Annotated in this window: 25 protein-coding genes; 6 read left to right on the forward strand and 19 right to left on the reverse strand. The window is 71.4% G+C overall.

Going from position 1 to position 23,598, the window contains the following annotated elements:
• Positions 1–10: 10 nt before the first annotated feature.
• From flhB to motA, 6 genes are read right to left on the reverse strand one after another with little or no spacing between them, the layout of a single operon-like run.
• A complete protein-coding gene (flhB, locus tag ABL310_RS19065; protein ID WP_349368579.1) occupies positions 11–1,084 on the reverse strand; it encodes a flagellar biosynthesis protein FlhB in 1,074 nt (357 codons plus the stop codon).
• A 28-nt stretch (positions 1,085–1,112) separates the two neighbouring features.
• On the reverse strand, positions 1,113–2,150 hold the full coding sequence (locus ABL310_RS19070) for a flagellar motor switch protein FliG (RefSeq protein ID WP_349368580.1): 1,038 nt from the start codon (positions 2,148–2,150) through the stop codon (positions 1,113–1,115).
• A gap of 14 nt (positions 2,151–2,164) precedes the next feature.
• On the reverse strand, positions 2,165–2,572 hold the full coding sequence (gene fliN, locus ABL310_RS19075) for a flagellar motor switch protein FliN (RefSeq protein WP_349368581.1): 408 nt from the start codon (positions 2,570–2,572) through the stop codon (positions 2,165–2,167).
• Between the two features lie 35 nt (positions 2,573–2,607).
• Positions 2,608–3,075, reverse strand: a complete 468-nt coding sequence (locus ABL310_RS19080) for a hypothetical protein (RefSeq protein ID WP_349368582.1) — start codon at positions 3,073–3,075, stop codon at positions 2,608–2,610.
• Positions 3,056–4,000: a FliM/FliN family flagellar motor switch protein gene (locus ABL310_RS19085; RefSeq protein ID WP_349368583.1), complete on the reverse strand. Its 945-nt coding sequence runs from the start codon at positions 3,998–4,000 to the stop codon at positions 3,056–3,058. The genes ABL310_RS19080 and ABL310_RS19085 overlap by 20 nt, the downstream gene beginning before the upstream one ends.
• Complete coding sequence (gene motA / locus ABL310_RS19090; protein ID WP_349368584.1) at positions 4,000–4,902, reverse strand: flagellar motor stator protein MotA; 903 nt, start codon at positions 4,900–4,902, stop codon at positions 4,000–4,002. The genes ABL310_RS19085 and motA overlap by 1 nt, the downstream gene beginning before the upstream one ends.
• A 208-nt stretch (positions 4,903–5,110) precedes the next feature.
• Here motA and leuD point away from each other — a divergent pair, with 208 nt between their 5' ends.
• A complete protein-coding gene (gene leuD, locus ABL310_RS19095) occupies positions 5,111–5,713 on the forward strand; it encodes a 3-isopropylmalate dehydratase small subunit (RefSeq protein WP_349368585.1) in 603 nt (200 codons plus the stop codon).
• Between the two features lie 54 nt (positions 5,714–5,767).
• Here the strand turns inward: leuD and ABL310_RS19100 are convergent, their stop codons facing one another.
• Positions 5,768–6,229, reverse strand: a complete 462-nt coding sequence (locus ABL310_RS19100; protein ID WP_349368586.1) for a GatB/YqeY domain-containing protein — start codon at positions 6,227–6,229, stop codon at positions 5,768–5,770.
• 144 nt (positions 6,230–6,373) lie between these two features.
• Here ABL310_RS19100 and carA point away from each other — a divergent pair, with 144 nt between their 5' ends.
• Both carA and ABL310_RS19110 read left to right on the forward strand, forming a co-directional pair.
• The gene (gene carA, locus ABL310_RS19105; protein WP_349368587.1) at positions 6,374–7,570 is read left to right on the forward strand and encodes a glutamine-hydrolyzing carbamoyl-phosphate synthase small subunit; all 1,197 of its coding nucleotides are present in this window, start codon (positions 6,374–6,376) and stop codon (positions 7,568–7,570) included.
• 88 nt (positions 7,571–7,658) lie between these two features.
• A complete protein-coding gene (locus ABL310_RS19110; RefSeq protein ID WP_349368588.1) occupies positions 7,659–8,015 on the forward strand; it encodes a c-type cytochrome in 357 nt (118 codons plus the stop codon).
• A gap of 83 nt (positions 8,016–8,098) precedes the next feature.
• Here ABL310_RS19110 and ABL310_RS19115 read toward each other — a convergent pair whose 3' ends face one another.
• The 3 genes from ABL310_RS19115 to dctP all read right to left on the reverse strand — a co-directional run bounded on the left by ABL310_RS19115 (position 8,099) and on the right by dctP (position 11,048).
• Positions 8,099–9,418, reverse strand: a complete 1,320-nt coding sequence (locus ABL310_RS19115) for a TRAP transporter large permease (RefSeq protein ID WP_349368589.1) — start codon at positions 9,416–9,418, stop codon at positions 8,099–8,101.
• Positions 9,418–9,945, reverse strand: a complete 528-nt coding sequence (locus ABL310_RS19120; protein WP_349368590.1) for a TRAP transporter small permease — start codon at positions 9,943–9,945, stop codon at positions 9,418–9,420. Before ABL310_RS19120 ends, ABL310_RS19115 begins: the two co-directional genes overlap by 1 nt.
• A 104-nt stretch (positions 9,946–10,049) precedes the next feature.
• Positions 10,050–11,048 (reverse strand): TRAP transporter substrate-binding protein DctP, encoded by a 999-nt coding sequence (dctP, locus tag ABL310_RS19125; protein WP_349368591.1) that lies wholly within the window; start codon positions 11,046–11,048, stop codon positions 10,050–10,052.
• Positions 11,049–11,188: 140 nt separating this feature from the next.
• Between dctP and ABL310_RS19130 the strand changes: the two genes are divergently transcribed.
• Positions 11,189–11,863: a GntR family transcriptional regulator gene (locus ABL310_RS19130; protein WP_349368592.1), complete on the forward strand. Its 675-nt coding sequence runs from the start codon at positions 11,189–11,191 to the stop codon at positions 11,861–11,863.
• A 106-nt stretch (positions 11,864–11,969) separates the two neighbouring features.
• Positions 11,970–13,454, forward strand: a complete 1,485-nt coding sequence (locus ABL310_RS19135; protein ID WP_349368593.1) for an amidase family protein — start codon at positions 11,970–11,972, stop codon at positions 13,452–13,454.
• 63 nt (positions 13,455–13,517) lie between these two features.
• Here ABL310_RS19135 and ABL310_RS19140 read toward each other — a convergent pair whose 3' ends face one another.
• Genes ABL310_RS19140 through ABL310_RS19180 form a run of 9 tightly spaced genes read right to left on the reverse strand, consistent with a single transcriptional unit; the run spans position 13,518 to position 21,779 of the window.
• Positions 13,518–14,204, reverse strand: coding sequence for an RraA family protein (locus tag ABL310_RS19140; RefSeq protein ID WP_349368594.1), 687 nt, complete (start codon positions 14,202–14,204; stop codon positions 13,518–13,520).
• On the reverse strand, positions 14,201–15,166 hold the full coding sequence (locus ABL310_RS19145) for an isoaspartyl peptidase/L-asparaginase (protein ID WP_349368595.1): 966 nt from the start codon (positions 15,164–15,166) through the stop codon (positions 14,201–14,203). Before ABL310_RS19145 ends, ABL310_RS19140 begins: the two co-directional genes overlap by 4 nt.
• Positions 15,163–16,074: a polysaccharide deacetylase gene (locus ABL310_RS19150; protein ID WP_349368596.1), complete on the reverse strand. Its 912-nt coding sequence runs from the start codon at positions 16,072–16,074 to the stop codon at positions 15,163–15,165. The genes ABL310_RS19145 and ABL310_RS19150 overlap by 4 nt, the downstream gene beginning before the upstream one ends.
• A 4-nt stretch (positions 16,075–16,078) precedes the next feature.
• Positions 16,079–16,969 (reverse strand): DMT family transporter, encoded by an 891-nt coding sequence (locus ABL310_RS19155; RefSeq protein WP_349368597.1) that lies wholly within the window; start codon positions 16,967–16,969, stop codon positions 16,079–16,081.
• Complete coding sequence (locus ABL310_RS19160; protein WP_349368598.1) at positions 16,966–18,333, reverse strand: M20/M25/M40 family metallo-hydrolase; 1,368 nt, start codon at positions 18,331–18,333, stop codon at positions 16,966–16,968. Before ABL310_RS19160 ends, ABL310_RS19155 begins: the two co-directional genes overlap by 4 nt.
• A complete protein-coding gene (locus tag ABL310_RS19165) occupies positions 18,330–19,082 on the reverse strand; it encodes an SDR family NAD(P)-dependent oxidoreductase (protein WP_349368599.1) in 753 nt (250 codons plus the stop codon). Before ABL310_RS19165 ends, ABL310_RS19160 begins: the two co-directional genes overlap by 4 nt.
• Entirely contained in the window at positions 19,052–20,092 is a 1,041-nt protein-coding gene (locus ABL310_RS19170) for a 2-dehydropantoate 2-reductase (protein ID WP_349368600.1), read from the reverse strand. Before ABL310_RS19170 ends, ABL310_RS19165 begins: the two co-directional genes overlap by 31 nt.
• Positions 20,089–20,790: a creatininase family protein gene (locus ABL310_RS19175; RefSeq protein ID WP_349368601.1), complete on the reverse strand. Its 702-nt coding sequence runs from the start codon at positions 20,788–20,790 to the stop codon at positions 20,089–20,091. The genes ABL310_RS19170 and ABL310_RS19175 overlap by 4 nt, the downstream gene beginning before the upstream one ends.
• Positions 20,787–21,779, reverse strand: a complete 993-nt coding sequence (locus tag ABL310_RS19180; protein ID WP_349368602.1) for a GntR family transcriptional regulator — start codon at positions 21,777–21,779, stop codon at positions 20,787–20,789. Before ABL310_RS19180 ends, ABL310_RS19175 begins: the two co-directional genes overlap by 4 nt.
• Positions 21,780–21,943: 164 nt before the next feature.
• On the opposite strand from ABL310_RS19180, the gene ABL310_RS19185 reads away from it, so the two are divergent.
• Positions 21,944–23,524, forward strand: a complete 1,581-nt coding sequence (locus tag ABL310_RS19185; protein WP_349368603.1) for an ABC transporter substrate-binding protein — start codon at positions 21,944–21,946, stop codon at positions 23,522–23,524.
• The last annotated feature ends 74 nt before the right edge of the window (positions 23,525–23,598 follow it).

Here is a 23,598-nt window from a genome sequence, read left to right on the forward strand (position 1 = left end):
GAACACTTTCTTAACCTGCGTTCTCGACCTTGCGATAATAGAAGAAGTACAGAAGCTCCGCAACGATGCGGTAGAACTCCGGCGGGATCGGTCGGTCGACTTCCACAGCATCGTACATCGATCTTGCGAGAGGCTTGTCCTCGATGACGGGAATCCCGTGCGTTGCGGCGATTTCTCGGATCTTCAGCGCAACCAGGTCCTGCCCCTTGGCGACGACCACCGGCGCGCCGCCCTCCTCGCGGACGTAGCGCAGCGCGATGGCGTAGTGCGTCGGGTTGGCGATGACGATGGTGGCGCGCGGCACGTCGGAGATCATGCGCCGGCGGGCGCGGTCGCGGGCGAGCGAGCGCATGCGCGCCTTCACCAGCGGATCGCCCTCCGCCTGCTTGTGCTCGTCCTTGAGCTCCTGGCGGGTCATGCGCAGGTCCTTGCGCCATTTGAAGCGCGAGAAGGCGATGTCGGCGATCACCAGCACGACGATGGCGACGCACACCGCCGAGAGCAGGCGGATGGTGAGCGAGAGGATCAGCTCGGGGATCTGGGTGGGGTCGGAATACATGGCGTTCACCACCCGCCAGGCGTCGACGCGCGCCAGCAGCGCGACGACGGCGGAGACGACCAGGAACTTGACCACGGCCTTGGCGAGCTCGACCCAGCCCTGGACGCCGAACATGCGCTTGAATCCCTGGATCGGCGAAAGCCGGGAGAGCTTGGGCGTGATGCGGTCCTTGGCCATGCGCGGGGCGTTCTGCAGGACGCTCGCCGCGACGCCGTAGACCATGAGGACGCCGACGACGGGCGCGAGGAACGCGCCCATGCCGAGGGCGAGCACGTGCATGAGCGTGGTTGCGTCGCGCGCGTCATGGAGCGCGATCCCTCCCGGATCGTCGATCAGCCGCCGAAGGAGATCGACGATCTCCGCGGCCCCGTTGCCGATGACGAAGTGGGCGAGCGTGAGGGAGGCCAGGACGCCGGCGAACACGGAGGCCTCCTTGGAGACCGGCACGTTGCCCTTCTCGATCGCGTCCTTGATCTTCTTCTCGGTCGCTTCCTCCGTCCTGGATTCCTTGTCCTCCTCGGCCAAAGCCGCCTCCCTCTCCGGGCGCCGCCGATCAGCTGAAGAAGGCGCGCTCCTCCTGGTCCGAGTTGAGCTCGATCTCGCCGCGGCCGGCCATCTCGAGCGCGAGGTCGGTGATGGCGCGGCGCGCCTCGATCACCTCGCGCTGCGCCACCGGCTCGCCGGAGACGAGCTCGTGCTCGACCATTCGCCGCGCCCGCGAGCCGAGCGAGGAGAGGATCGCGTCGCGGAAGGCCGCGTCCGTACCCTTGAGCGCGGTGACGATGCGCTCGGTGGGAATCTGGTCGAGGATCGTCATGCGCGCGCGGGGCGCGAGCTTGACCACGTCCTCGAAGGTGAAGAGCAGGCCCTTGAGCACCTCGGCCGTCTTCGGCCGCGTGTCCGCCAGCGACTGGAGCACGTCCTCCATCTGGTCGCGCTCCATCTTGTTGATGATGTCCGCCATGCGGGCATGGGTGTCGGTGCCCATGTTGCGGGCGAAGTTGAGCATGAAGTCCTCGTGCAGCGTCTTCTCGACGATGCGCATGGTCTCCTCGACCACGGGCTTGAAGGACAGCATCCGGCGCATGAGCGAGTTGCGCAGGTCGTGCGGCAGGAGGCCCATGACCTTGGCGGCGCAGGACGGCTTCACCTTGGAGAGGATGAGCGCGGCCGTCTGCGGGTGCTCCTTCGTCAGGTAGGCGGCGAGGATCTGCTCCGAGACGCCGGAGATCCGCTCCCAGATCGAGCGGTTAGCGTTGCCGAGCACGTCCGACATGATGTCGGAGACCTGATCCGGCGGCAGCACGCCGGTGAGCAGCCGCTCCACCTCCTGGGCCGTGCCGTAGAGGCTCGTGCCGTTGGAGATGTCGCCGGCGAACTCCTCGACGAGCGCCTCGAGCTCGGGCGCCGAGATCGGGCCGAGATCGGCGGCGGCGCGGGAGATGGTCTTGAGCTCCTCCGGATCGAAGCGGGCGAGGAGCCGGCCGGCGGCGTCCTTGCCGAGCGCGAGGAGCAGGGCGGCGACCTTCTCCGCGCCCTGCAGCATGCGCGGGGCGGGCGGGCCGGCGGCGAGCGTCGCGGGAATGGCCATCGCGCCCTCTCCCCTCAGGCGCCGGGCGCGGCCGCGCCGACGATCTCGGTCAGCGAGACGCCGAAGCGGGAATTGTCGTCCTCGACCACGACCACCTCGCCGCGGGCGACGACGCGGCCGTTGACGACGACGTCGACCGGCTCGCCGACCCGGTGGTCGAGCGGCACGACCGCGCCGCGGCCGAGCTTCATCAGGTTCGAGACCGGCATCGTCGCCGAGCCGAGCACGACCTGCAGCGAGACGGGGATGCGCATGATGGCGTCGAGATTGCCGCGGGCGCGGGCCTCGCCGATGGTCTCGGCGGCGGCCTCGGCGGCCGGTCCCTTTCCGAGGGAGACGCCCTCGGTCTCGGCGACGGTCGCGTCGGCGGCGAGGTCGGCGGCGGCGAACTCGGCGGGCTTGGCGGTCTTCTTGGCGGGCATGGATCTCTCTCCGGATGAACGGGGCGCGCGGGGGCTCAGGCCTCGTCGGGCAGGCGCTTCACGACGACGGTGGGCCAGGAATAGGGCTTGGGCTTCTGGTCGGACCGCGGCTGGAAGGGCGCGGGCGTCGCTTCCGGCGCGGGCGTCTCCTGCGGCGCGGGCGGGGCGATCGCCTCCGGCGCGGGCTCCTCCGCGGCGGCGGCGGCGCCCGGCGCGGCGGCGCGCACGGTCTCGAGGCGGGAGACGACCTCCCTCGCCTCCTCGATGCGCTCGCCGAGCGCGGCGAGGACGCGCGCGCCCTCGGTCTGGACGCTGTCGACGGCGCGCTCGACGCCCTCCATCGCGCGCCCGGTCTGGGCCAGCACCGCGGCGTATTCCTCGTTGTAGGCGCGGAAGCGGCGGAACTCGCGGCGCAGGCCGACGGCGTAGGCGGCGGTGGCGAGGAGCGCCACGATCAGCACGAGGTCGAGGAGCGAGACCGCGTCAAGCGGAAGCGAGGTCATCGAAGAACTCCTGGTCCTCGTCGATCACGTCCTCGACCTGCAGCATGTAGGCGCCCTGCGACTGGCCCAGCCGGCAGCGGAAGAGCGCCTGGCCGTTGCACTCGAGCCGCACCAGCGTCGCGGGCGTCGCCTGCAGCTCCAGCACTTGGCCCACCTGCAAGCCGGCCACGTCCCCGAGGTCGACGGTGCGCTCCTCGAGCACGGCCTCGAGCGAGACCGTGGTGCGCGAGACCTCCGACTGCATCTGCTTCGACCAGCGCGGGTCGGCGGTGGCGACGTCGGTGGAGACCACGTGGGCGAGGCTCTGGCGCATGGGCGAGAGCGCCGACTGGGGGATGATCACGAACATCTCGCCGCCGCGCCCGAGCGCCTGGATCAGGAGCTTCGCCACGACGGCGAGGTTGTTGCGCCGGCCGATGATGGCGAAGTCCATCCGCGTCTCGATGCGCTCGAGGTTGAGCGCGGTCTTCGAGATCGGCCCGAAGGCCTGCTGGACCGCCTTCCCGGCCTCGTCGAACAGGGCCTGGGCGACGCGCATCTCGATGTTCGAGAAGCCGCGCTCGTCGTCCACCGGCGGCTCGGAGCCGTCGGAGCCGAACAGGACCTCGATCATGGTGAAGACGAAGTCCCGGTCGAAGCCCACCAGGATGCGCGTGTCCCAGTCGACCGCGTGGTACATGGCGGCGATGGCGTTGGCGTCGTAGTCCTCGAGGATGTCGCCGATGCGCCCGCTCTCGATGTTCGACACCGAGAAGTAGGAGGGCGAGGCCGACATGTGACGCAGGCCGTCGGCGCAGTAGGTGGCCACGCGATCGAAGATCACGTTGAGCATCGGCAGCCGGTCGAGGGTGATCCCGGCGGCGTCCAGCAGGCGGTCGGACACGCCGCCCGCAGCGGCGGCGGTCTGGAAGCTCTCGATGTTCATCAGGCCGCTCCCTGCAGGGCCGCGCGATCGTTGGCGGGCGCGCCGCGGCTCGACTGCGAGATCGTCTCGCTCTCGACCTCGTCGATGGAGGGCCGGTCGGCGGCGGCGATGGCCTTGCGGCCGTGCTCCACGGCGATCTGCGGCAGCGCGCCGTTCATGAAGGCGAGCAGCGTCTGCTTGGCGATGGTGTAGAGGCGCATCTGATGCTCGCGGGTGTACTTGATCTTGAGGGCGAGCGGGCCGACGAGGGCGTAGCTCATGAAGATGCCGGCGAAGGTGCCCACCAGGGCCGCGCCGATCAGCGAGCCGAGCAGCTGCGGCGACTGGTCGAGGGCGCCCATCGCCTTGATCACGCCGAGCACGGCGGCGACGATGCCGAGCGCCGGCAGCGCCTCGGCGATCGTCATCAGGGCGAAGTAGGGTTTCAGCTTCTCGCGCCGGTGGGTCTGGATCTCCTCGTCCATCAGCGCCTCGATCTCGTGCGGACGGGCGTTGCCGATGATCATCAGCCGCACGTAGTCGCACACGAAGCTCGTCAGCTCGGGCCGGGCGAGGACGCGCGAGAAGCGCTTGAAGATCTCGCTCTCCTGCGGGTCGTCGATATGCGGCTCCACCTCGTTGCGGCCCTTGGCGCGGATCTCGCGCATGAGCAGGTAGAGGAGGCCCAGCAGGTCGAGATAGTCGCGGGCCTTCGGCACCTGGCCCACCATCGCCTCCACCGAGGCGCGGCCGGTGTCGCGCACGGTCTTGAGGGAATTGGCGATGATGAAGGTGCCCACCGCGGTGCCGCCGATGATGACGAACTCCCACGGCTGCCAGATGACCGGGATGTGCCCGCCCATGGCGGCGAAGCCGCCGAGCAGCGAGGCCATCGTGATCACGATGCCGATGAAGACAGCCAAGGCCGATGCCTCCCCTTTGCCGGTGCGCGTGCCATGGGGGAGGTGTAGGCGGGGAAGCTTGTGCGAAGGTGGTGGGGGGCGGGCCCCCCAGCGGGCGGCCGGCATCGCCGCAGGCGCGCCGCATCGCGGGGCGAGGCTTTCCCTTCCCGCGCGCGCCTGCTAGAGAACGGTTCCGATCGAGCCCTCGCGACAACGAAGCACGAAGCCCATGCAGCCCTTCACGGTTCTCACCGGCGTCGCCGCGCCGCTTCGGATCATCAACGTCGACACCGACATGATCATCCCGAAGAACTACCTCAAGACCATCAAGCGCACGGGGCTCGGCACGGGGCTGTTCGCGGAGATGCGCTTCAACCCGGACGGCTCGGAGATTTCGGAGTTCGTGCTCAACCAGCCGGCCTATCGCAAGGCGCAGATCCTGGTGGCGGGCGACAATTTCGGCTGCGGCTCCTCGCGCGAGCACGCGCCGTGGGCGCTGCTCGACTACGGCATCCGCTGCGTGATCTCGACGTCCTTCGCGGACATCTTCTACAACAACTGCTTCAAGAACGGCATCCTGCCCATCGTGGTCACGCCCGAGGAGCTGGAGGCCCTGTTCGAGGACGCCGAGCGCGGCGCCAACGCGACGCTGACCGTCGACCTCGAGGCGCAGGAGATCCGCGGGCCCGACGGCGGCGTGATCCGCTTCGACATCGACCCGTTCCGCAAGCGTTGCCTGCTGGAGGGTCTCGACGACATCGGCCTGACGCTGGAGAAGGCCCCGGCCATCGAGACGTTCGAGGCCAAGCTCGCCGAGCGTCCCTGGCTCTGAGGGCGCGGCCGAGCCGCGCGGCGCGGCGGCCGTCCCGGCCGCCGCGATCGTTCCTCACCCCTTGGGCAGCATCTCCTTCACGAGCGCGCTCGCCTTGGCGAAGTCCATGCGGCCGGCATGGTCGGCGCGCAGCTTGCCGATGACCTTGCCCATGTCCTTCATCGAGGCGGCGCCCGTCTCGGCGATGGCCGCCTGGATGGCGGCGCGGGTCTCGGCCTCGTCGAGCTGCTTGGGCAGGAAGGACTGGACGATCTCCGCCTCCTCCCGCTCCTGCTGGGCGAGCTCCTCGCGCCCGTTCTCGGCATAGACCTGCGCCGATTCCTGGCGCTGCTTGATCATCTTCTGGAGCAGCGCGAGGATCTCCTCGTCGGAGGCCTGCTCGCGGCCCGCGCCGCGGGACTCGATGTCCTTGTCCTTCACCGCGGCCTGGATCATGCGCACCGTGCCGAGCTTGCGCTTGTCGCCGGCCTTCATCGCGTCCTTCAGCTCCTGGGTGAAGCGCTCGCGCAGCGTCATCGTCGTCGTCTCCTGGAATGCGGCGGGGATCGCCGTTGACGGGGCCGGTCCGCGCGCTTAAGTCCGGGCGCAACGGATATCGCCGCGCGCCTCGCGCGGCCGCACGGGCCTCCGCAGGCCCCGCATCTACAAGAGAACGAGCCGATGCCGCAAGACACGACCCACACCGACGGCTGGGCCGAGCCGACGCCGACCGCCGTCCTCGTGCTCGAGGACGGGACCGTCCTCCAGGGCTACGGCATCGGCGCCGTGGGCGAGGCGGCCGGCGAGGTCTGCTTCAACACGGCGATGACGGGATACCAGGAGATCCTGACCGACCCTTCCTATGCCGGGCAGATCATCACCTTCACCTTCCCGCATATCGGGAACGTCGGCGTCAACGACGAGGACGTCGAGACGGTGAACGCCGCCGCCGCTTCCGGCGTGCGCGGCGTCGTCATGGCCGCGCCGATCACAGACCCGTCGAGCTGGCGCGCGAGCCGCGACCTCGACGCCTGGCTGAAGGCGCGCGGCATCGCCGGCATCACCGGGGTCGACACCCGCGCCCTGACCGCGCTGATCCGCGATCACGGCATGCCCAACGCGATCATCGTCCACGACCCGAACGGCGCGTTCGACCTCGAGGACCTGAAGGCGCGCGCGAAGCACCTCCCCTCCATGGCGGGCCTCGACCTCGTGCCGCTGGTCGCGGCGACGCAGCGCTTCGAATGGGACGAGACGCCCTGGGAGCTCGGCCGCGGCTACGGCCGGCGCGCCGAGGCGACGCATCACGTGGTCGCCATCGATTTCGGCGTGAAGCGCAACATCCTGCGGCTCCTCGCCAATGCCGGCTGCCGCGTCACCGTGGTGCCGCCGACCGCGACCGTCGAGGAGATCCTCGCGCTCGAGCCCGACGGCGTGTTCCTCTCGAACGGCCCCGGCGATCCGGCGGCGACGGGCGAATACGCCGTGCCGACGATCCGCGCGATCCTCGAGCGGAAGGTGCCGACCTTCGGCATCTGCCTCGGCCACCAGATGCTCGGCCTCGCCATCGGCGCCAAGACCAAGAAGATGATGCAGGGCCATCACGGCGCCAATCATCCGGTCAAGGACAAGACCACAGGCAAGGTCGAGATCGTCTCGATGAACCACGGCTTCGCGGTCGACACCGACACGCTGCCGGCCTCCGCGCAGGAGACGCACGTCTCCCTGTTCGACGGCTCGAATTGCGGCATCGCGCTCGCCGACGCGCCGGCCTTCTCGGTGCAGTACCACCCGGAGGCCTCGCCCGGCCCGCGCGACAGCCACTATCTTTTCGACAGGTTCGTGTCGCTGATGGGCACGAAGGAGCCGGCCGCCTGAATTTCGCCGCGTTAAACCTTTGTTAACCATGACGGACCACGGTTCGAGCAAGCGCCCCCGCGGGGGCGCGGCACTCGGGAGATTCGTCATGCGCACCGGCCCCCTGATCCGAGCCATGCTGCTCGTCGCCATCGGCGGGACCATGGTCGTGACCTTCGCCCGCGCCCAGGGCGACGCGCGCGACCTCGCCCGCGGCGAGCACATCCTGCGCGAGAACTGCGCCGAGTGCCACGCGATCGGGCTCACCGACGAGAGCCCCTACGCGCCCGCCCCTGCCTTCCGCACGCTGTCCGAGAACTATCCCGTCCGGATGCTGGAGGAGGCGCTCGGCGAGGGCATTCTCGTCGCGCACGAGGGCGTGCGCCAGATGCCCGAGCTCTCCTTCTCCCCCGAGGACGTCGGCGACATCGTCGCCTACCTGAAATCGATCCAGCCGGACGGGTGAGGCCGCGCGGCTCGCGCTTCTGGCGCGGGTCACGCCTGCCCGTGCCGAGACGCGGCCGCGGCCGCGGCCGGACGCGAGCGTCCTCAGCGTGCGGGCCCCATGACCAGGTCCGGCAGCCAGGTCGCGAGGCCCGGGAAGACGCAGAGCAGCAGGATCGCCAGCACCATGCAGCCGACGTAGGGCATCGAGCCGACGAGGATGGTCTTGAGCTTGATGTCGGGCGCGATGGAGTTGATCACGTAGAGATTGAGGCCGACGGGGGGCGTGATGAGCCCGATCTCCATGTTGATCGTCAGCACCACGGCGAACCAGTACGGGTCGAAGCCGGCGCTCGTGACGATGGGCAGCAGGATCGGCGCCGCCATCAGGATCACCGCCACCGGCGGCAGGAAGAAGCCCGCGATCAGCAGGAAGACGTTGATCGCGAACATCAGGACCCACGGGTTGGCGTCGAGCTCCGTGATCCAGGCCGCGATCGCCTGCGTCACGAACAGGCTCGACAGCATGTAGGAGAACACGCCCGCCGCCCCGATGATGAACAGGATCATCACGCTCTCGCGGGTCGAGTCCCGCAAGACCGCCCAGAGCGAGCGCACGTCGAAGAGCCGATAGACGGCGATCGCGACGACGATGCAGAGCAGCGCGCCCACGGCCGCCGTCTCGGAGGGCGTCGCGATGCCGCCGTACATGGCGTAGAGCACGCCGAGGATGATGGCGAGGAAGGGCAGGACGCGCGGCAGGATCTCGATCTTCTCGCCCCAGGAATAGCGCACCTTGCCGAGCGCCACGTGAGCGGCGCCGCTCTTCCAGGTCTCGAACACCGACCAGGCCATGAACAGGCCCACCAGCAGCAGCCCCGGCACCACGCCCGCGAGGAAGAGCCGCCCGATCGAGGTCTCGGTGGCGATGCCGTAGACGATCATCGTCACGGAGGGCGGGATCAGGATGCCGAGCGTGCCGCCCGCCGCGATGGAGCCCGACGCCACCGTGTCCGGATAGCCGCGCTTGCGCATCTCGGGGATGCCCATCTTGCCGATCGCCGCGCAGGTCGCGGGCGAGGAGCCGGACATGGCCGAGAACAGCGCGCAGGCGCCGAGATTGGAGACGACGAGGCCGCCCGGCACGCGGGTGAGCCAGCGCTCGAGCGCCTCGTAGAGATCCGCGCCCGCCCGCGTCGAGGCGATGGCGGCGCCCATGATGATGAACATCGGGATCGACAGCAGCGCGAAGTTCGAGAGCTTGCCGAAGAAGATCTCCGGCATCAGCTCGAGGGAGCGCAGGCCGTCGAAGGCGACGAGGAAGCCGGCCGAGACGATGAGGAGCCCGTTGGCCACCGACACGCCGGAGAACAGGACGAAGACCGTGACGACCGCGACGAGGCCGCCCAGCGTGATCGGGTCCATCAGGCCTCTCCCCCGGCGAGCGCCTCGATCAGGTCGGCGACGAGCTGGAGCACGAACAGGCCGAACCCGACGGGCATGGCGAGATAGGGCACCCAGAGCGGCGCGCCCCACACCGTGTCCGACGTCCAGCCGCGGCTCCAGGCGACGTGGAACAGCTCGAAGCCGTACCAGAGCATGATTCCGAGCACCGCGATGGAGGCGAGGAGCACGACGAGCGCGAGCGCCCGGCGCAAGGCGGGCGGCAGCAGGCCCGGCACGAGATCGACGTTCACGTGGCCGCGCAGCTTCTGCACGTAGGGCAGGCCGACCAGGGTCGCGCCGATCATCAGGTAGATGACGGCCTCGGTCTGCCAGATGGTGGAGTCGCCGAGCACGAAGCGCACGACGATCATCTGGCAGGTGATCACCACGGAGGCGAAGATCATGCCCGCGGCGATCACGCCGCAGACGACGGAGATCGCTCCGACGACGCGGGACAGGGCCGCGACGGGGCCGGGTCGCGCGGGCTTCGGCACGGAATGCGCCATGGAAAGTGCCTTCGAGAGACGACGTTGCTGCTGGTGCGCGCGGGCGAGCCGCCCTCGGCGCACCGGCCGGCGCGAGGCCGGCCGGTGCGCCCGCACGGATCGGCTCAGTCCACCGCGAGCGCGAGATCGAGGAGGCGCCGGCCGTCGGGCGTCTCCTCGACGAAGGCCGCGTAGGCGCTGGTCTCCGCGAGGGCGCGCCAGGCCTCGAAGTCCTCCTGGCTCATCTGCGCGATCTCGACGCCGGCGTTGCGGAAGGTCTCGGCCGCCTCGGCGTCGCCGCGCTTGGCCTCCTCGAGATACATCGCCTGCGCCTTCTCCGACGCGGCGAGGAGCGCCTGCTGCTGCTCCTCGGTCAGGCCCTCGAAGGTGGACTTGTTGACGAGGAGCGGCTGGTACATGAACCACAGCGCCGTGTCGCCCGCGGGCGTGAAGCACGCGACCTGCTCGTAGAGCCGGAAGGAGACGAAGCTCTCCGAGGAGGTGTTGACCGCGTCGAGCACGCCGGACTGCAGCGCCGAGTAGATCTCGGAGGACGCCATCGAGGTGATCGAGGCGCCGGCGGCGGCGAGCATCTGCTCGAACGACTTGCCCGCCGCGCGCATCTGCATGCCCGAGACGTCGTCCGGCGCGGTGATGCACTGCCCCGTCGACGCGAAGCCGCCGGCGAGATAGCCGTGGACGAGGACCATGACGTCGTCCTGCGCCATCAGGCCCTCGATCTCCTCCATGAACGGCGATTCGTTGAGCCGCGCCGCATGGTCGTGGTTCTTCACGAGGCCGGGCATCAGGGTGAGGTTGTAGGCGGGCTGCTGGCCGGACGCGTAGGAGAGCGGCAGCACGGTCATGTCGAGCTGGCCGCGCGACAGCGGGCGGTACTGCTCGCGCGCCTTGAACAGCGATTCGGAGGGATAGATCGTGATGTCGACGCCCGACGCCTTCACCGCCTCGTCGTCGGCGATCATCTGCGCGACGCGGTGGCGGACGTCCGCCGTGGACCATTGATGGCTCAGCCGCAGCTCCGCCGCGGAAGCGGGCGCGGCGGCGGTGGCGCCGAGCGCGGCGAACCCGAGCGCGGCGAGCGCGCCGGTCATCCGATGAGACATGGTGTCCTCCCGATCTGTGGTTCTCCGGGCCGGCTCGTGGGGCGACCGTGCCCTTGCCCCGAACGTGACGCTTGCGCGCACAATGTCAATCCATATGTATACACGGAGGGCTTTCGCACATGCACGAGGGGGCGGATCGCATGCGCCGTGCCGGGGACAAGCTGTCCGATCGCCTGCGCGAGGCGCTCGAGGAGGAGATCGTCACGGGCGCGCTCCAGCCGGGCGAGCGCCTGGAGGAGGTGGCGCTCGCCCAGCGCTTCGCGGTCTCGCGCACGCCGATCCGCGAGGCGCTGCACCAGCTCGCAGCCGCCGGCCTGATCGAGAATCGCCCGCGCCGGGGCGCCCTCGTCGCCGAGATCGGCCCCGAGCGGCTCGTCGAGATGTTCGAGGTGATGGGCGAGCTCGAGGGCCTGTGCGCCCGCCTCGCCGCGCGGCGCGCCGGGACGGCGGACATCGCCGCGATCCGCGCCGCCCACGAGGCCTGCACGCAGGCGATCGAGACGATGGACGTGGACGCCTACTACTATCGCAACGAGATTTTCCACGAGCGCATCCGCGAGACGGCGCGCAACGCCTTCCTGCTCGAGCAGGCGACCGCCCTGCAGCGGCGGCTGCGGCCCTACCGGCGTCTCCAGCTGCGCGCCCGCGGACGGGTGGCGGCGTCCTTCGGCGAGCACGAGGCGATCATGGCCGCGATCGAGCGCGGCGATGCGGACGCCGCCGGCCGGGCCATGCGCGAGCACGTCGTCATCCAGGGCGAGCGCTTCGCCGATCTCGTCGCCTCCCTCTCCGACAGCCCGCGCCTGCGCGCCTGACACGCGTCGCGCCCATCCGGCTCGGGCACGATCCGTGCGCGCGAGAGCTTGGCCGACGTGGCGCTTCGCGCGAGGATCGAGGGGATCCGCGCCGAAGAGGGACGCCATGCCGACATCCTCGCTCACCGAGCTTTCCGCCGTCGCGCTCAGGCGCCTGATCGGGCGCAAGGAGATCTCCCCCGTCGCGCTGCTTGACGACGCGATCGCGCGCATCGAGGCGCTGAACCCGGCGGTGAACGCCATCGCGGCCAAGGGCTACGACCGCGCCCGCGCCGAGGCGCGGATGGCGGAGGCGGCGGTCCTGAGGGGCGATCCGCTGGGGCCGCTGCACGGGCTGCCCGTCGGGATCAAGGACCTCGAGGAGACGGCGGGTCTCCTCACCACCCACGGCTCGCCGCTCTACCGCGATCACGTCCTCGAGACGGACGATGCGAGCGTGGCCAACGTGCGCGCCGCCGGCGCCATCGTCGTCGCCAAGACCAACGTGCCCGAATTCGGCGCCGGCGCGAACACGCGCAACGCCGTCTTCGGCGCGACCGGCAATCCGTTCGACCCGCGGCTCAATGCCGGCGGCTCGTCCGGCGGCTCGGCGGTCGCGCTCGCGACCGAGATGCTGCCGCTGTGCTCCGGCTCGGACATGGGCGGCTCGCTGCGCATCCCCGCCGCCCTGTGCGGCGTCGTCGGCTTTCGGCCCTCGCCGGGCCTGGTGCCGATGGAGACGCGCCAGCTCGGCTGGTCGCCGCTTTCCGTCGTCGGCCCCATGGCCCGCACGGTGGAGGACGCGCGGCTCCTCCTCGCCGCGCAGATCGGCTTCGACCCGCGCGAGCCGCTCGCCTTTCCCCTCGATGCGGATGCGGCGCGGCAGGCGCGGCCCGTCGACCTCGCGCGCCTGCGCGTCGCCTGGACGACGGATTTCGGAGGGGCGCCGATGAGCGCCGAGATCGCCGAGACGCTGCGCGCCCGCATGGCGCGGCTGGCGCCGCTCTTCGCGGCCTGCGACGAGATCGCGCTCGATTTCTCCGGCGCCGACGAGATCTTCGACGTGATGCGCGCGCTCTCCTTCGTCGCCCGCCACGAGGACGCCTATCGCGCCGATCCCGACAGCCTCGGCCCGAACGTACGCGCGAACTACGAGATGGGCGCCAGGCTCGGCCTCGCGGACGCGGCGCGGGCGCATGCGGCCCAGACGGCGCTGTTCCGCCGCTTCCAGGCGCTCTACCGCGACTACGACCTGGTGATCGGCCCGGTCACGCCGGTGTCGCCGTTCCCGTGGACGCAGCTCTATCTCGAGGAGCTCGCGGGCGAGCGGCTGCGGAACTACTACCATTGGCTCGCGCCGACCTATTACGTCACCCTCGTCACCAACCCCGCGATCGCGATCCCTTGCGGCCTCGACCCGCGCGGCATGCCCTTCGGCCTTCAGGTCGTGGGCCGCTTCCGGGCAGACCTCGCGCTCCTCGACGCGGCGCAGGCGCTGGAGGAGGCGCTCTCGACGATGGAGGGCATGGGCCGGCCGCGGCCGGACCCGGCGCGGCTCGCGGCGCCGCGGCCGGAGCTGACGGCGATCGTCACGGCGCCGCCGCCGGCGTGAGGTGGATCGCCGTCCCGTGACACGCGTCGAGGACCGCCCGGCGTCGCGCGGTGCGATGATGCCCTAGGAGCGCCGCTCGATTCCGGCGGCGCGCATCGCCTCGGCGAGCCAGGCCGGCTCGCCGGCGCCCTCCGCGACCGCGCGCTCGGCGGCCGCGTCGCGGGCGAGGGCCGCGGGGAGCGCGTCGGCGACCTCCCCTGCCCGCTCGCGCGGCACGACCACGACGCCGTCGCGATCGCCGACGACGATGTCGCCCGGCGCGACCCTGCGGCCGCCGATGGCGACGGGACGCCCCACCTCGCCCGGCCCCTGCCGGAACGGCGCATTCGGCGAGATCCCGGCCGCGTACACCGGCAGCCCGATCCGCGCGATGCCGGCGAGGTCGCGCACCAGCCCGTCGGTGACCACCGCGACGACGCCGCGATTGCGGGCGTGGCCAATGAAGGTGTCGCCGATGGTCGCCGAGCCCGCCCAGCCTTCGGTGGCGATCACGATCACGTCGCCGGGCCGCGCCACGGTGAGCGCGGCGAAGGCGGCGAGCGTGTCGTTGGGGGTGACGCGCACGGTCAGCGCGACGCCCGCGAAGGCGGGCGCCTCGGCCATGAGGCGGATCGCCGGCGCGAGCGCGCCGCGCCGGCCCATGGCGTCGCAGAGCGGTCCGGTCGGCGCGGGTCCCGTCGGCGCGGCCGCGAAGCGCGCGAGGAGGTCGGCGGGCGGGCGCGGGAAGGCGCCGTCGATCAGGAGGCTCATCGGCGGTGCTCCGCGGCGAGGTCCTCGCGGTAGACGGCGACGCGGGCGATGCGGTCGGCGCGCATCACGCCGCGATACATGCCCGAGCAGTTGAAGGGCAGCGCCGCGTTGCCGGCGGCGTCCACCGCGATCAGCCCGCCCGAGCCGTCGTTCGGCAAAAGCGCCTCCATCACGACGCCCTCGGCGGCCTCGGCGAGGCTCTGCCCGGCGTAGAGCATGCGCGCGTGCAGCTCGTGGCCGGCGCACCAGCGCACGAAGATCTCGCCGTGGCCGGTGCCGGACATGGCGCAGGTGGCGTCGTCGGCGAAGGTGCCGGCGCCGAAGACGGGCGTGTCGCCGACCCGGCCGGGGGCCTTGGCGGTCATGCCGCCGGTCGAGGTCGCCGCCGCCACATGTCCGTGGCGATCGCGGGCGACCGCGCCGACGGTGCCGTGGCGGCGCGCCTCGTCCGCGTCGTTCTCGGCGCGCCCTTCGCGCCGCAGCGCGAGCGTGTCCTGGAGAGCCTGCCAGCGGCTCTCGGTGTGGAAATAGGCCTCGTCCTCGAAGGGGATGCCGTGCTCGCGGCAGAAGGCGAGCGCGCCCTCCCCCGCCAGCAGCACGTGCGACGAATGCCGCATCACCGCGAGCGCGGCGCGCACCGGATTGCGCGGCCCGCAGATCGCCGTGACGCCGCCGCAGGCGCGGTCGCGCCCGTCCATGATCGCCGCGTCCATCTCCTGGCGCCCGGCGCTCGTGAAGACCGCGCCGCGCCCGGCGTTGAACAGCGGCTCGTCCTCCAGCGCGCAGACCGCCGCGGCGACGGCCTCCACCGCCGAGCCGCCGTCGGCGAGGACGACGCCGCCGGCGTCGAGGGCGCGGGCGAGGCCGGCGCGGGTCGCCGCATCGCGCTCCGGCGTCATCAGCTTGCGGTCGATGGTGCCGGCGCCGCCGTGAACGGCGAGGGTGAAGTCGGGGGCGGTCATGACGCGGCGGTTTCCTTCACGGTGCGGGCGATGTCGGCATGGGTGGCGCACCAGACGTCGGCGCGGCCGGACACCCGCGCGAGGATCTCCTCCAGGATGAAGATCCGCGAGCGGTAGCCGATGACGTGCGGGTGCATGGTGAGCAGGAAAAGCCCGCCCTCGGCGTAGGCGCGCTCGAATTCCCGCAGGAAGATCGCGAGCACCGCCTCGGGCGGGGTGTAGGGGCGCAGCGCCTGGAAGCGGTTCATGTTGAAATAGACCGCGTCGTCGCGGATCCACTCGACGGGCAGCTCGACCACGCCGGTGGGCTCGCCGTTCTCGAGCAGCTCGTAGGGGTCGTCGTCGGCCATGAGCGACGAGTCGTAGAGGAGGCCCATCTCGCGGATCAGCGCGAGCGTGCTCGGGCTGTAGTCCCAGGAGGGCGTGCGCAGGCCGACGGGGCGTACGCCGGCCAGCTCCTCCAGCGTGTCGGCGGCGCGCAGCATCAGCTCGCGCTCGGCCGCCTCGGGGAGCGCGCCGTTGAGCTCGTGGATCCAGCCGTGCAGCGCCACCTCGTGGCCGGCGTCGACGCAGCGGCGGGGCTCGTCGGGATGGAGCAGGCCGGAGACGGCGGGGACGAAGAAGGTCGCGGGCACGTCGTGGCGCGCGAGCGCGTCGAGGATGCGCGGCACGCCGCGCCGCGAGCCGTACTCGCCCTGCGACATCCGCCCGATCGAGCGGCCGCCGTCGCGCAATTCGTTGGTCTCGTGGTCGCTGTCGAAGGAGAGCGCCACGGCGCAGCGCGCGCCGTTCGGCCAGGAGGCGGGCTTGAGCGAGCGCCCGGCGCGTACGCGCTCGACGGCGGAGCGCCAGCGCTCCTCGGGCCAGCGCCAGGGGAGATCGTCGTCGGAGGTGGGGTCGGCGGTCATGGGATCAGCTCCCGGCTTTGCCGCGCGGGCGACGCGCGTGCAGGATGAGGGCGCTCGCGACGATGAGCGCCGCGCCGATCCAGAAGACCGGCGCCGGCGCCTCCCCGAAGACGAGGAAGCCCGCGAGCGTGGCGAAGACCAGGCGGACGTAGGGGATCGGCGCCAGCGCCGAGACCTCGCCGACGCGATAGGCCTCGATCGTCAGCCACATGCCGAGCGTACCGGTCGCGCCGATGAGGACGAGGATCAGGAGGTCGCGCCCCGCGGGGACGCTCCCGTCCCAGATCGCCACGGGGAGGCTGCCGGCGAAGGTGACGAGGCCGATATAGGCCATGATGGTGGGCGTCGGCTCGCTGGCGGAGAGGCGGCGGTTCATCATCACGATGCCCGCGCCGCCCAGCGAGGCGGCGAGGCCGAGCAGCACCGCCGGCTCGAAGCCCACCGTCCCGAGCCCGGAGGCGACGACGACGCCGAGGAAGCCCACCAGCGTCGCCGCGATCCGCGTCCCGCCGACCCGTTCGCCCATGATCGGCCCGGCGAGCGCCACGACGAAGAGCGAGGTGGTGAAGGTGAGCACCGTGGCGAGCGCGATCTCGAGCCGCACGAAGCTCGCGTAGTAGAGCGCCCAGCAGAACAGGCTGAGCAGCCCGCGCACGACGTGGAGCCCCGGCTTCGTCGTGCGCAAGCCCGCCGGGCCGCGGGTGGAGAGCAGCCAGGTCGTCGCGAAGAGAAGCTGCGCGCCGGCGCGGAAGACGACGACGTCGATCTGGTCGACGGCCGGGCTCGCGAGACGCACGAGCACGATCTCCACCGTGAAGGCGAGCGCCGCCGCGACGAGGAGGAGCGCGCCGCGCAGCGTCGATTGCGGGGCGGTCGGGGCGGCGAGGCTCGTCATCGCGGCGAGCTTGCGCGGCCGAGCCGCTGGAGCACGTCGCGCCAGAGCGCGACGCCCTCGGCGAGGCCGCAGAGGCGGATGTGCTCGTTGGGCGCGTGGAAGTCCTCGTCCGCGGTGGAGCAGGAGAGCATCACCGTCTCGATGCCGAGGATGCGCGCGAACAAGGCCGTGATCGGCAGGGTGGCGCCGATGCGCAGCCGCACCGGCGGGCGGGCGTATTCGTCCGCGAGGCTCTCCTCGACGGCCGCGAGGAGCCAATGGTCGAGGGGGAGCCGCGTCGCCTCGACGCCGCCCTCCTCCTGGTGAACGGCGAGCGTCGCGTGAGGCGGGCAGTGCCGGATGAGGTGCGCCTCGACGAGGTCGCGGGCGCGCGCCGGGTCCTGGCCCGGCGCGAGGCGCATGGTGATCTTGGCGCCGGCCTGCGCGGGGATGACGGTCTTCGAGCCCGGCCCGGAATAGCCGCCGAAGATTCCGTTGATCTCCAGCGTCGGGCGGAACCAGAGCCGGTCGACCGGCGCGAAGCGCGCGTCCCCTGCGGGGACGCCGCCCGCCTCCCGCATCAGCCCCTCGGCGTCCAGCGGGAAGGCGTCGGCGGCGGCGCGCTCGGCGGCGTCGGGCGCGATCACGTCGTCGTGGAAGGCGGCGACCGCGATCGAGCCGTCCTCCCGGTGCAGGCTCGCCACGAGCCGCGCCGCGACCTGCGCGGCGTTGGGCGCGATGCCGCCGTAGCGGCCGGAATGCAGGTCCTTCGCCGCCGTGCGCACGGTGAAGTCGAGGGCGGCGATGCCGCGGGTGCCGACATTGACGGAGGGCGTGTCCGCCCGCCAGCGCGCGCCGTCGGCGGAGAGGCAGGCGTCGGCGGACAGCCGCTCGCGGTGGCGCTCCAGCAGCGCGCCGAGCGTGCGGCTGCCGACCTCCTCCTCGCCCTCGAGCAGGATCTTGACGTTGACGGGCAGACCGCCGGTCTCGGCCATCAGCCGCTCGAGCGCGAAGAGCGCCGCCGCGACGGGGCCCTTGTCGTCGGAGGCGCCGCGGGCGTAGAGGCGCCCGTCGCGCTCGCTCGCGACGAAGGGCGGGCTCTCCCAGAGGGCGAGCGGGTCCGGCGGCTGGACGTCGTAATGGCCGTAGACGAGGAGCGTCGGGCGGCCCGGCGCGTGCAGCCACTCGGCGGTGAGCGCCGGATGGCCGCCGCCGTCCAGCGCCTCGATGCGCTCGAAGCCGATGGCGGCGAGCCACTCGGCGAGGAGGGCGCGGGCCTGCGCCATCGCCGGGCCGGAGGCCGGGTCGGCGCTGATCGAGGGGATGGCGAGGAGCCGCTCCAGCCGCTCCCGCTCCGGCGTTCCCGCTTCGAAGGGCGCGCTCACGAGCGCCCTCCGTCGACGGACAGGATCTGCCCCGAGATCCAGGAGGCGCGCTCCGAGGCGAGGAACATCACCGCGTCGGCGATGTCCTCCGGGCGGCCGAGCCGGCGGGTGTGGATGCCCTCGACGAGGCGCTTCTGGCCCGCCTCGCCGTAGCTCTCCCATTGCCGCTGGGTGGCGGGGTTCGAGAGCACGAAGCCCGGGGCGACGCTGTTGACGGTGATCCCGTGGGGCCCGAGCTCCTGGCTCAGCTGCTTCGTCAAGCCCACGAGGGCGTGCTTCGCCGCCGTGTAGGCCTGGATGCCGGTGAGGCTCGGGCGCAGGCCCGCGCCGGACGAGATCGTGACGATCCGCCCGAAGCCGGCCGCCTTCATGATCGGGGCGGCGGCCTGGGCGCACCAGAGCGCGCTCTCGACGTTCGCCTCGAACAGGACGCGCCAGGAGGCCTCGTCGACCTCCTCCAGCGGGCGCGCCACCTGCCCGCGCACGCCGCCGGCGCAGCAGACGAGGACGTCGACCCCACCCTCCTCCGCCGCCATGCGCGCGAGCGCGGCGTGGACGGCGGGGCGGTCTGCGAGGTCGAGGCTCTCCGTGGCGATCCCCGTCCCCTCCAGGGCGGCGAGGCCGGCGGCGTCGAGATCGAAGGCGCGCACCCGCGCGCCTCCCTCGGCGAAGGCGCGGGCGACGGCGCGGCCGATGCCCTGGGCCGCGCCCGTGACCGCTACGCGGCGGGTCGAGACGTCGATGCGCATGTGTCGAGCAACAGGTCCAGGGTGTCGAAGGATTGCGGGCGGCGGCCGTCCTCGATGTCGTGGATGAGGGCGACGAGCTTCTCGATCGCGGGGGTGGCGATGCCGGCCTTGGCGGCCTCGGCGCCGATGACGGCGATCTGCGCGTCGACCTCGGTCTTGCGCTTGCGGACGGCGAGGTCGCGCCAGACGCCGGAATGGGTCTTGGCCGTGTGGCGGTTGAACTCCGCCATCGCCGCGACGGAGGCGCGGGCGGCCTCCTCGGAGGCGCCGGGGGCGAAGGCGGCGGGGTCGAAGCCGTTGAAGCCGAGGGGGCGCACGCCGTTCGCGAGCGCCACCGCCATCACCTCCGAGCCGAGCGCGCGGAAGACGGGGAAGTGCCGCGCGCTGGCGAAGTTCTCCGACATCGAGGCGGGGGTGAGCGCGGTGGCGAACAGCATCGCGCCGTAGCCGAGCTTGCCCCAGAGATAGCCCCAGATGTTGTCGGTGAGCACCGCCTGCGGCTCGTAGATCGAGAGCAGCCGATGCACCTCGCGCACGCGGTCCGTCTCGCGCCCGTCGAGCTCGCCGACCGCGACGGTGGCGCGGTTGCCGAGCAGGACGCGCCCCGGCGCGAGCCAGTCCGCGCCGTAATTGACGAAGCAGCCGACGGTGCGCTCCGCGCCGATCTCGTCTGCGATCACGAGCTCGTTGAGCCCGTTCTGCGCGGAGACGACGTAGCCGTCCTCGGCGAGGTGGGGCCGGATGGCGCGGATCGCCTCGCGCGTGTGGTGCGCCTTCACGGCGAGGAAGACGCGGGTGAAGGTCCCCTCGACCTCTTCGGGCGTCGCGGCGCGCACGGCCTGCGTGAAGGTCTCGACCGGGCCCTCGATGGAGAGCCCGTCGCGGTTCATGGCGTCGACGTGCTCGCGCACGATGTCGACGAGGAGCACGTCCTCGCCGGCGCGGGCGAGATAGGCGCCGAGCACGCCGCCGATGGCGCCCGCGCCCCAGATCAGGACGGGTCCGGTCATGCCCAGTCCCCTTCGAGCTGCCCGCGCGTCTCCGCGACGGCGATCTCCCAGATCGCGTGCATCTCGTCGTCGGCGCGCAGATAGAGGCCGCCGAAATTGCCGTCGCCGAGGATCTCGCGGGCGCGCTTCGCGGGGAGGCTGCGCATGCGCTCGATGTCGGCCATGGGCTTCTGCTCGACGGGCAGCTCCACGCCCGGCAGCCGGGTCCAGGGGAAGTTCTCCATCCAGGAGGCGTGGGAGGCGACCGGGTCGATCTCCTTGACCTTCGCCATCGTCTGCGGCGCGGCCCACCAATTGTGGAAGCGCACGCGGCATTCGGGATTGGCGGTCATCCACTCCATCGCGCCGGTCTGGGCGGGACTGTTGCCGCCGTGGCCGTTGACGAGGAGGATGCGCCGGAAGCCGGTCCGCGCGAGACTGTCGAGCACGTCCTTCAGGACGGCGAGATAGGTCGAGAGGGTGAGCGACACCGTTCCCGGATAGGCCGCGAAATAGGGCGTCACGCCGTAGGCGAGGACGGGGAAGACCGGCACGCCGAGCGGCTCGGCCGCGTCCAGCGCCACGCGCTCGGAGAGGATGCAGTCGACGCAGTTCGAGAGATAGGCGTGCTGCTCGGTCGAGCCGAGCGGGACGACGCAGCGGTCGTCCCGGCGCAGGTACTCCTCGACCTGCATCCAGTTGGTGTCGGCGATCTTCAAGTCGCGTTCTCCTTGGGCAGTCCCGCGCGCATGTCCTCGACGAGAGGCAGGAGCGCCTCGCGCACGGCGTGCGGGCTCGGTATGTGGCGGTACTCGATGGCGGCGGCCCCGCGCGGCAGGCCCGTGAGCACGGCCTCTGCGCCCGAGGCGTAGACGAGGACGTCGACCCCGCGCAGCAGCGCGTCGAGGTCCGGGTCGTCGAGGAGCCGGATGTCGACGTCGGCGACGTCGGGGGCGAAGCGCAGCACGCCCGGCTTCATGATCGGCACGAATTCGGGGAAGACCGAGACCATGCCGACCCGCGCCATCGGGTCGATGGCGGCGAGGCGCGCCCGGGTCTCCTCGGAGGGGATGACGGAGAGGCCCACCACGGGGACGCCCGGCCCGACGAGCGCCTCGACCTCGGCGCGGCGATGGGCGAGGGCGACGACGATGTCGACCCCGCGCGTCTCGACCTTGCCGGCGCGCAGCTCGTCGATGGTCGCGGCCTCGACCCGGTCGCGCGGCTCGAGATAGCGGGCGAGATGCTCGGCATAGCCACGCGTCGCGTCCGGAAAGACGCCGACGAAGAGGAGCGCGAGCCCGCGCGGCGCGCCGCGGGCGGCGCGGGCGGAGACGAGGTTCGCGACGTCGGCGGCGCTGAGGCCGGCGGCGTCGGCCTCGGCGAAGAGCGCCTCGACGCGGCCCTGAAGGCGGCGCAGCGCGCGCATGCGCTCGAGCCCGGCCGGCGCGATCTCGGCGACGTAGGTGCCGGCGCCCGGCTTCGTGGCGATCAGCCCCGCCTCGCGCAGCTCGTCGTAGACCTTCGAGACGGTCATCGGCGCGATGCCAGCCTCGTCTGCGCACTCGCGCACGGAGGGAAGCCGGTCGCCGGGCTTCAGCTCGCCCGAGGCGATGCCGTACTCTACGAGCCCGCGCAGCTGGACGCCGAGCGGGACCGGCAGGTCGCGATCGAGCGCCGCGACGAGACGCGAGACGGGCGCAGGCACGCCTCTCTGTTCTACTACGCTGGTACGCTTACCGGCCATGCGGCGCTTCCTTCCCCGTTGACGGTGGACGTGGCGGTTGACACCCCTCGTTTACGCTGCCTACTGTCATAACCGTCTAGAACAGTCTGGACGGAAAACAGTCTCCAAATCAAGAGGGGATGCGGATGATGAAGTCCTTCGCTCTGGCCGGCGCTCTCGCCGCGGGCCTCCTGGCGGGAACCGCGCTCACGACCCAGGCCGAGGCCCAGACCCTGACGATCGGCGTGCGCGCCGGCCCCGAGTCGATCGACCCGCACTGGTCGACGCTCGGCAGCCACGCCGAGGCGCTGCGGCACATCTTCGACACGCTGGTGGGCGTGGACGAGAACCTGCAGCTCGTGCCGGCGCTGGCGACGTCCTGGACCCCGGTCGACGACACGACCTGGGAGTTCAAGATCCGCGAGGGCGTGAAATTCCACGACGGAACCGAGCTCACGGCGCACGACGTCAAGTTCTCCATCGAGCGGATTCCGGAAGTGACCGGCCCGATGAGCATGACGATCTACACGAAGCGCGTGGCGGAGGCGATCGTCGTCGACGACTACACGCTGCACGTGAAGACCAACGGCCCGGCCCCGACGCTGCCGAACGACTTCATCCGCCTGTTCGTGGTGCAGGACGACATCGGCATGGAGCCCCGCAATGAGGAGTTCAACTCCGGCGAGGCGGCGATCGGCACCGGCCCCTACACGCTCGTCTCCTGGGAGCCGAAGGGCGACCTCGTGCTCGAGCGCTTCGACGACTACTGGGGCGGCGCGCCGCACTGGGAGGCGGTGATCCGCAAGGAGATCCCCAACGACCCGGCCCGCGTCGCGGCGCTGAAGTCCGGCCAGGTCGACATGATCAACTACGTGCCGGCGACGGACTACGCCGCCATGCTGCGCGATTCCTCCGTCGAGACCTTCATCGGCGACAGCGTCTACATCCTCGACATCTATTTCAGCTTCGTCGACGACCTGCCGATCAAGGTTCAGGTCGACGGCCAGGAGATCGACGAGAACCCCTTCCAGGACGCCCGGGTGCGCGAGGCCTTCGACCTCGCCATCAACCGCGACGCCCTGGTCCGGGTCGTGCTCGAGGGTCTCGGCAAGCCGGCGAACCAGCTGATGCCGCCCGACTTCTTCGGCGGCAGCATGGACCTGCCGGAGCGCGAGTACGACCTCGAGAGGGCCAAGGCGCTCCTCGCCGAGGCCGGCTACCCGAACGGCTTCGAGATCGACTTCCAGTGCACCAACAACCGCCTGCCCGGCGACGCCGCGGTGTGCGAGGCGCTCGGCCAGATGTGGGCGCGCGCGGGGCTGACGGTGAACGCCGAGGCGCTCAACGGCACGGTGTTCTTCCCGGCCGTCTCGCGGCGCGAGTACTCGATGTGGATGTCGGGCTGGGGCACGCTCACGGGCGAGGCGTCCTACACCTACGGCTCGCTGGTCCACACCAACGACCCCGAGGTCGGGCTCGGCGCCTTCAACCGCGCGGGCTACTCGAACCCCGCGCTCGACGCCCTGATCCAGGAGGCCGCGGCCGAGCTCGACGACGACCGTCGCGCCGAGCTCTTCAAGGAGGTCACCGAGATCTCCATGAACGAGCGCATCCTGATCCCCACCGTGCAGCTGCAGACCGTCTGGGCCGCCAAGCCCGACTTCCTGGAGTTCACGCCGCGGATCGACCAGGAGACGCTCGCCCACCACATCCAGCCGGCAAAGTAGGCCGCGCCTGATCCGACGATCCGGCCGGGGGCCTTCCGCTCCCGGCCGGACCCGTTCCTTCCTCGAGACGACGA

It is taken from the genome of Salinarimonas sp., from assembly GCF_040111675.1.
In the GTDB taxonomy this organism is placed as follows: domain Bacteria; phylum Pseudomonadota; class Alphaproteobacteria; order Rhizobiales; family Beijerinckiaceae; genus Salinarimonas.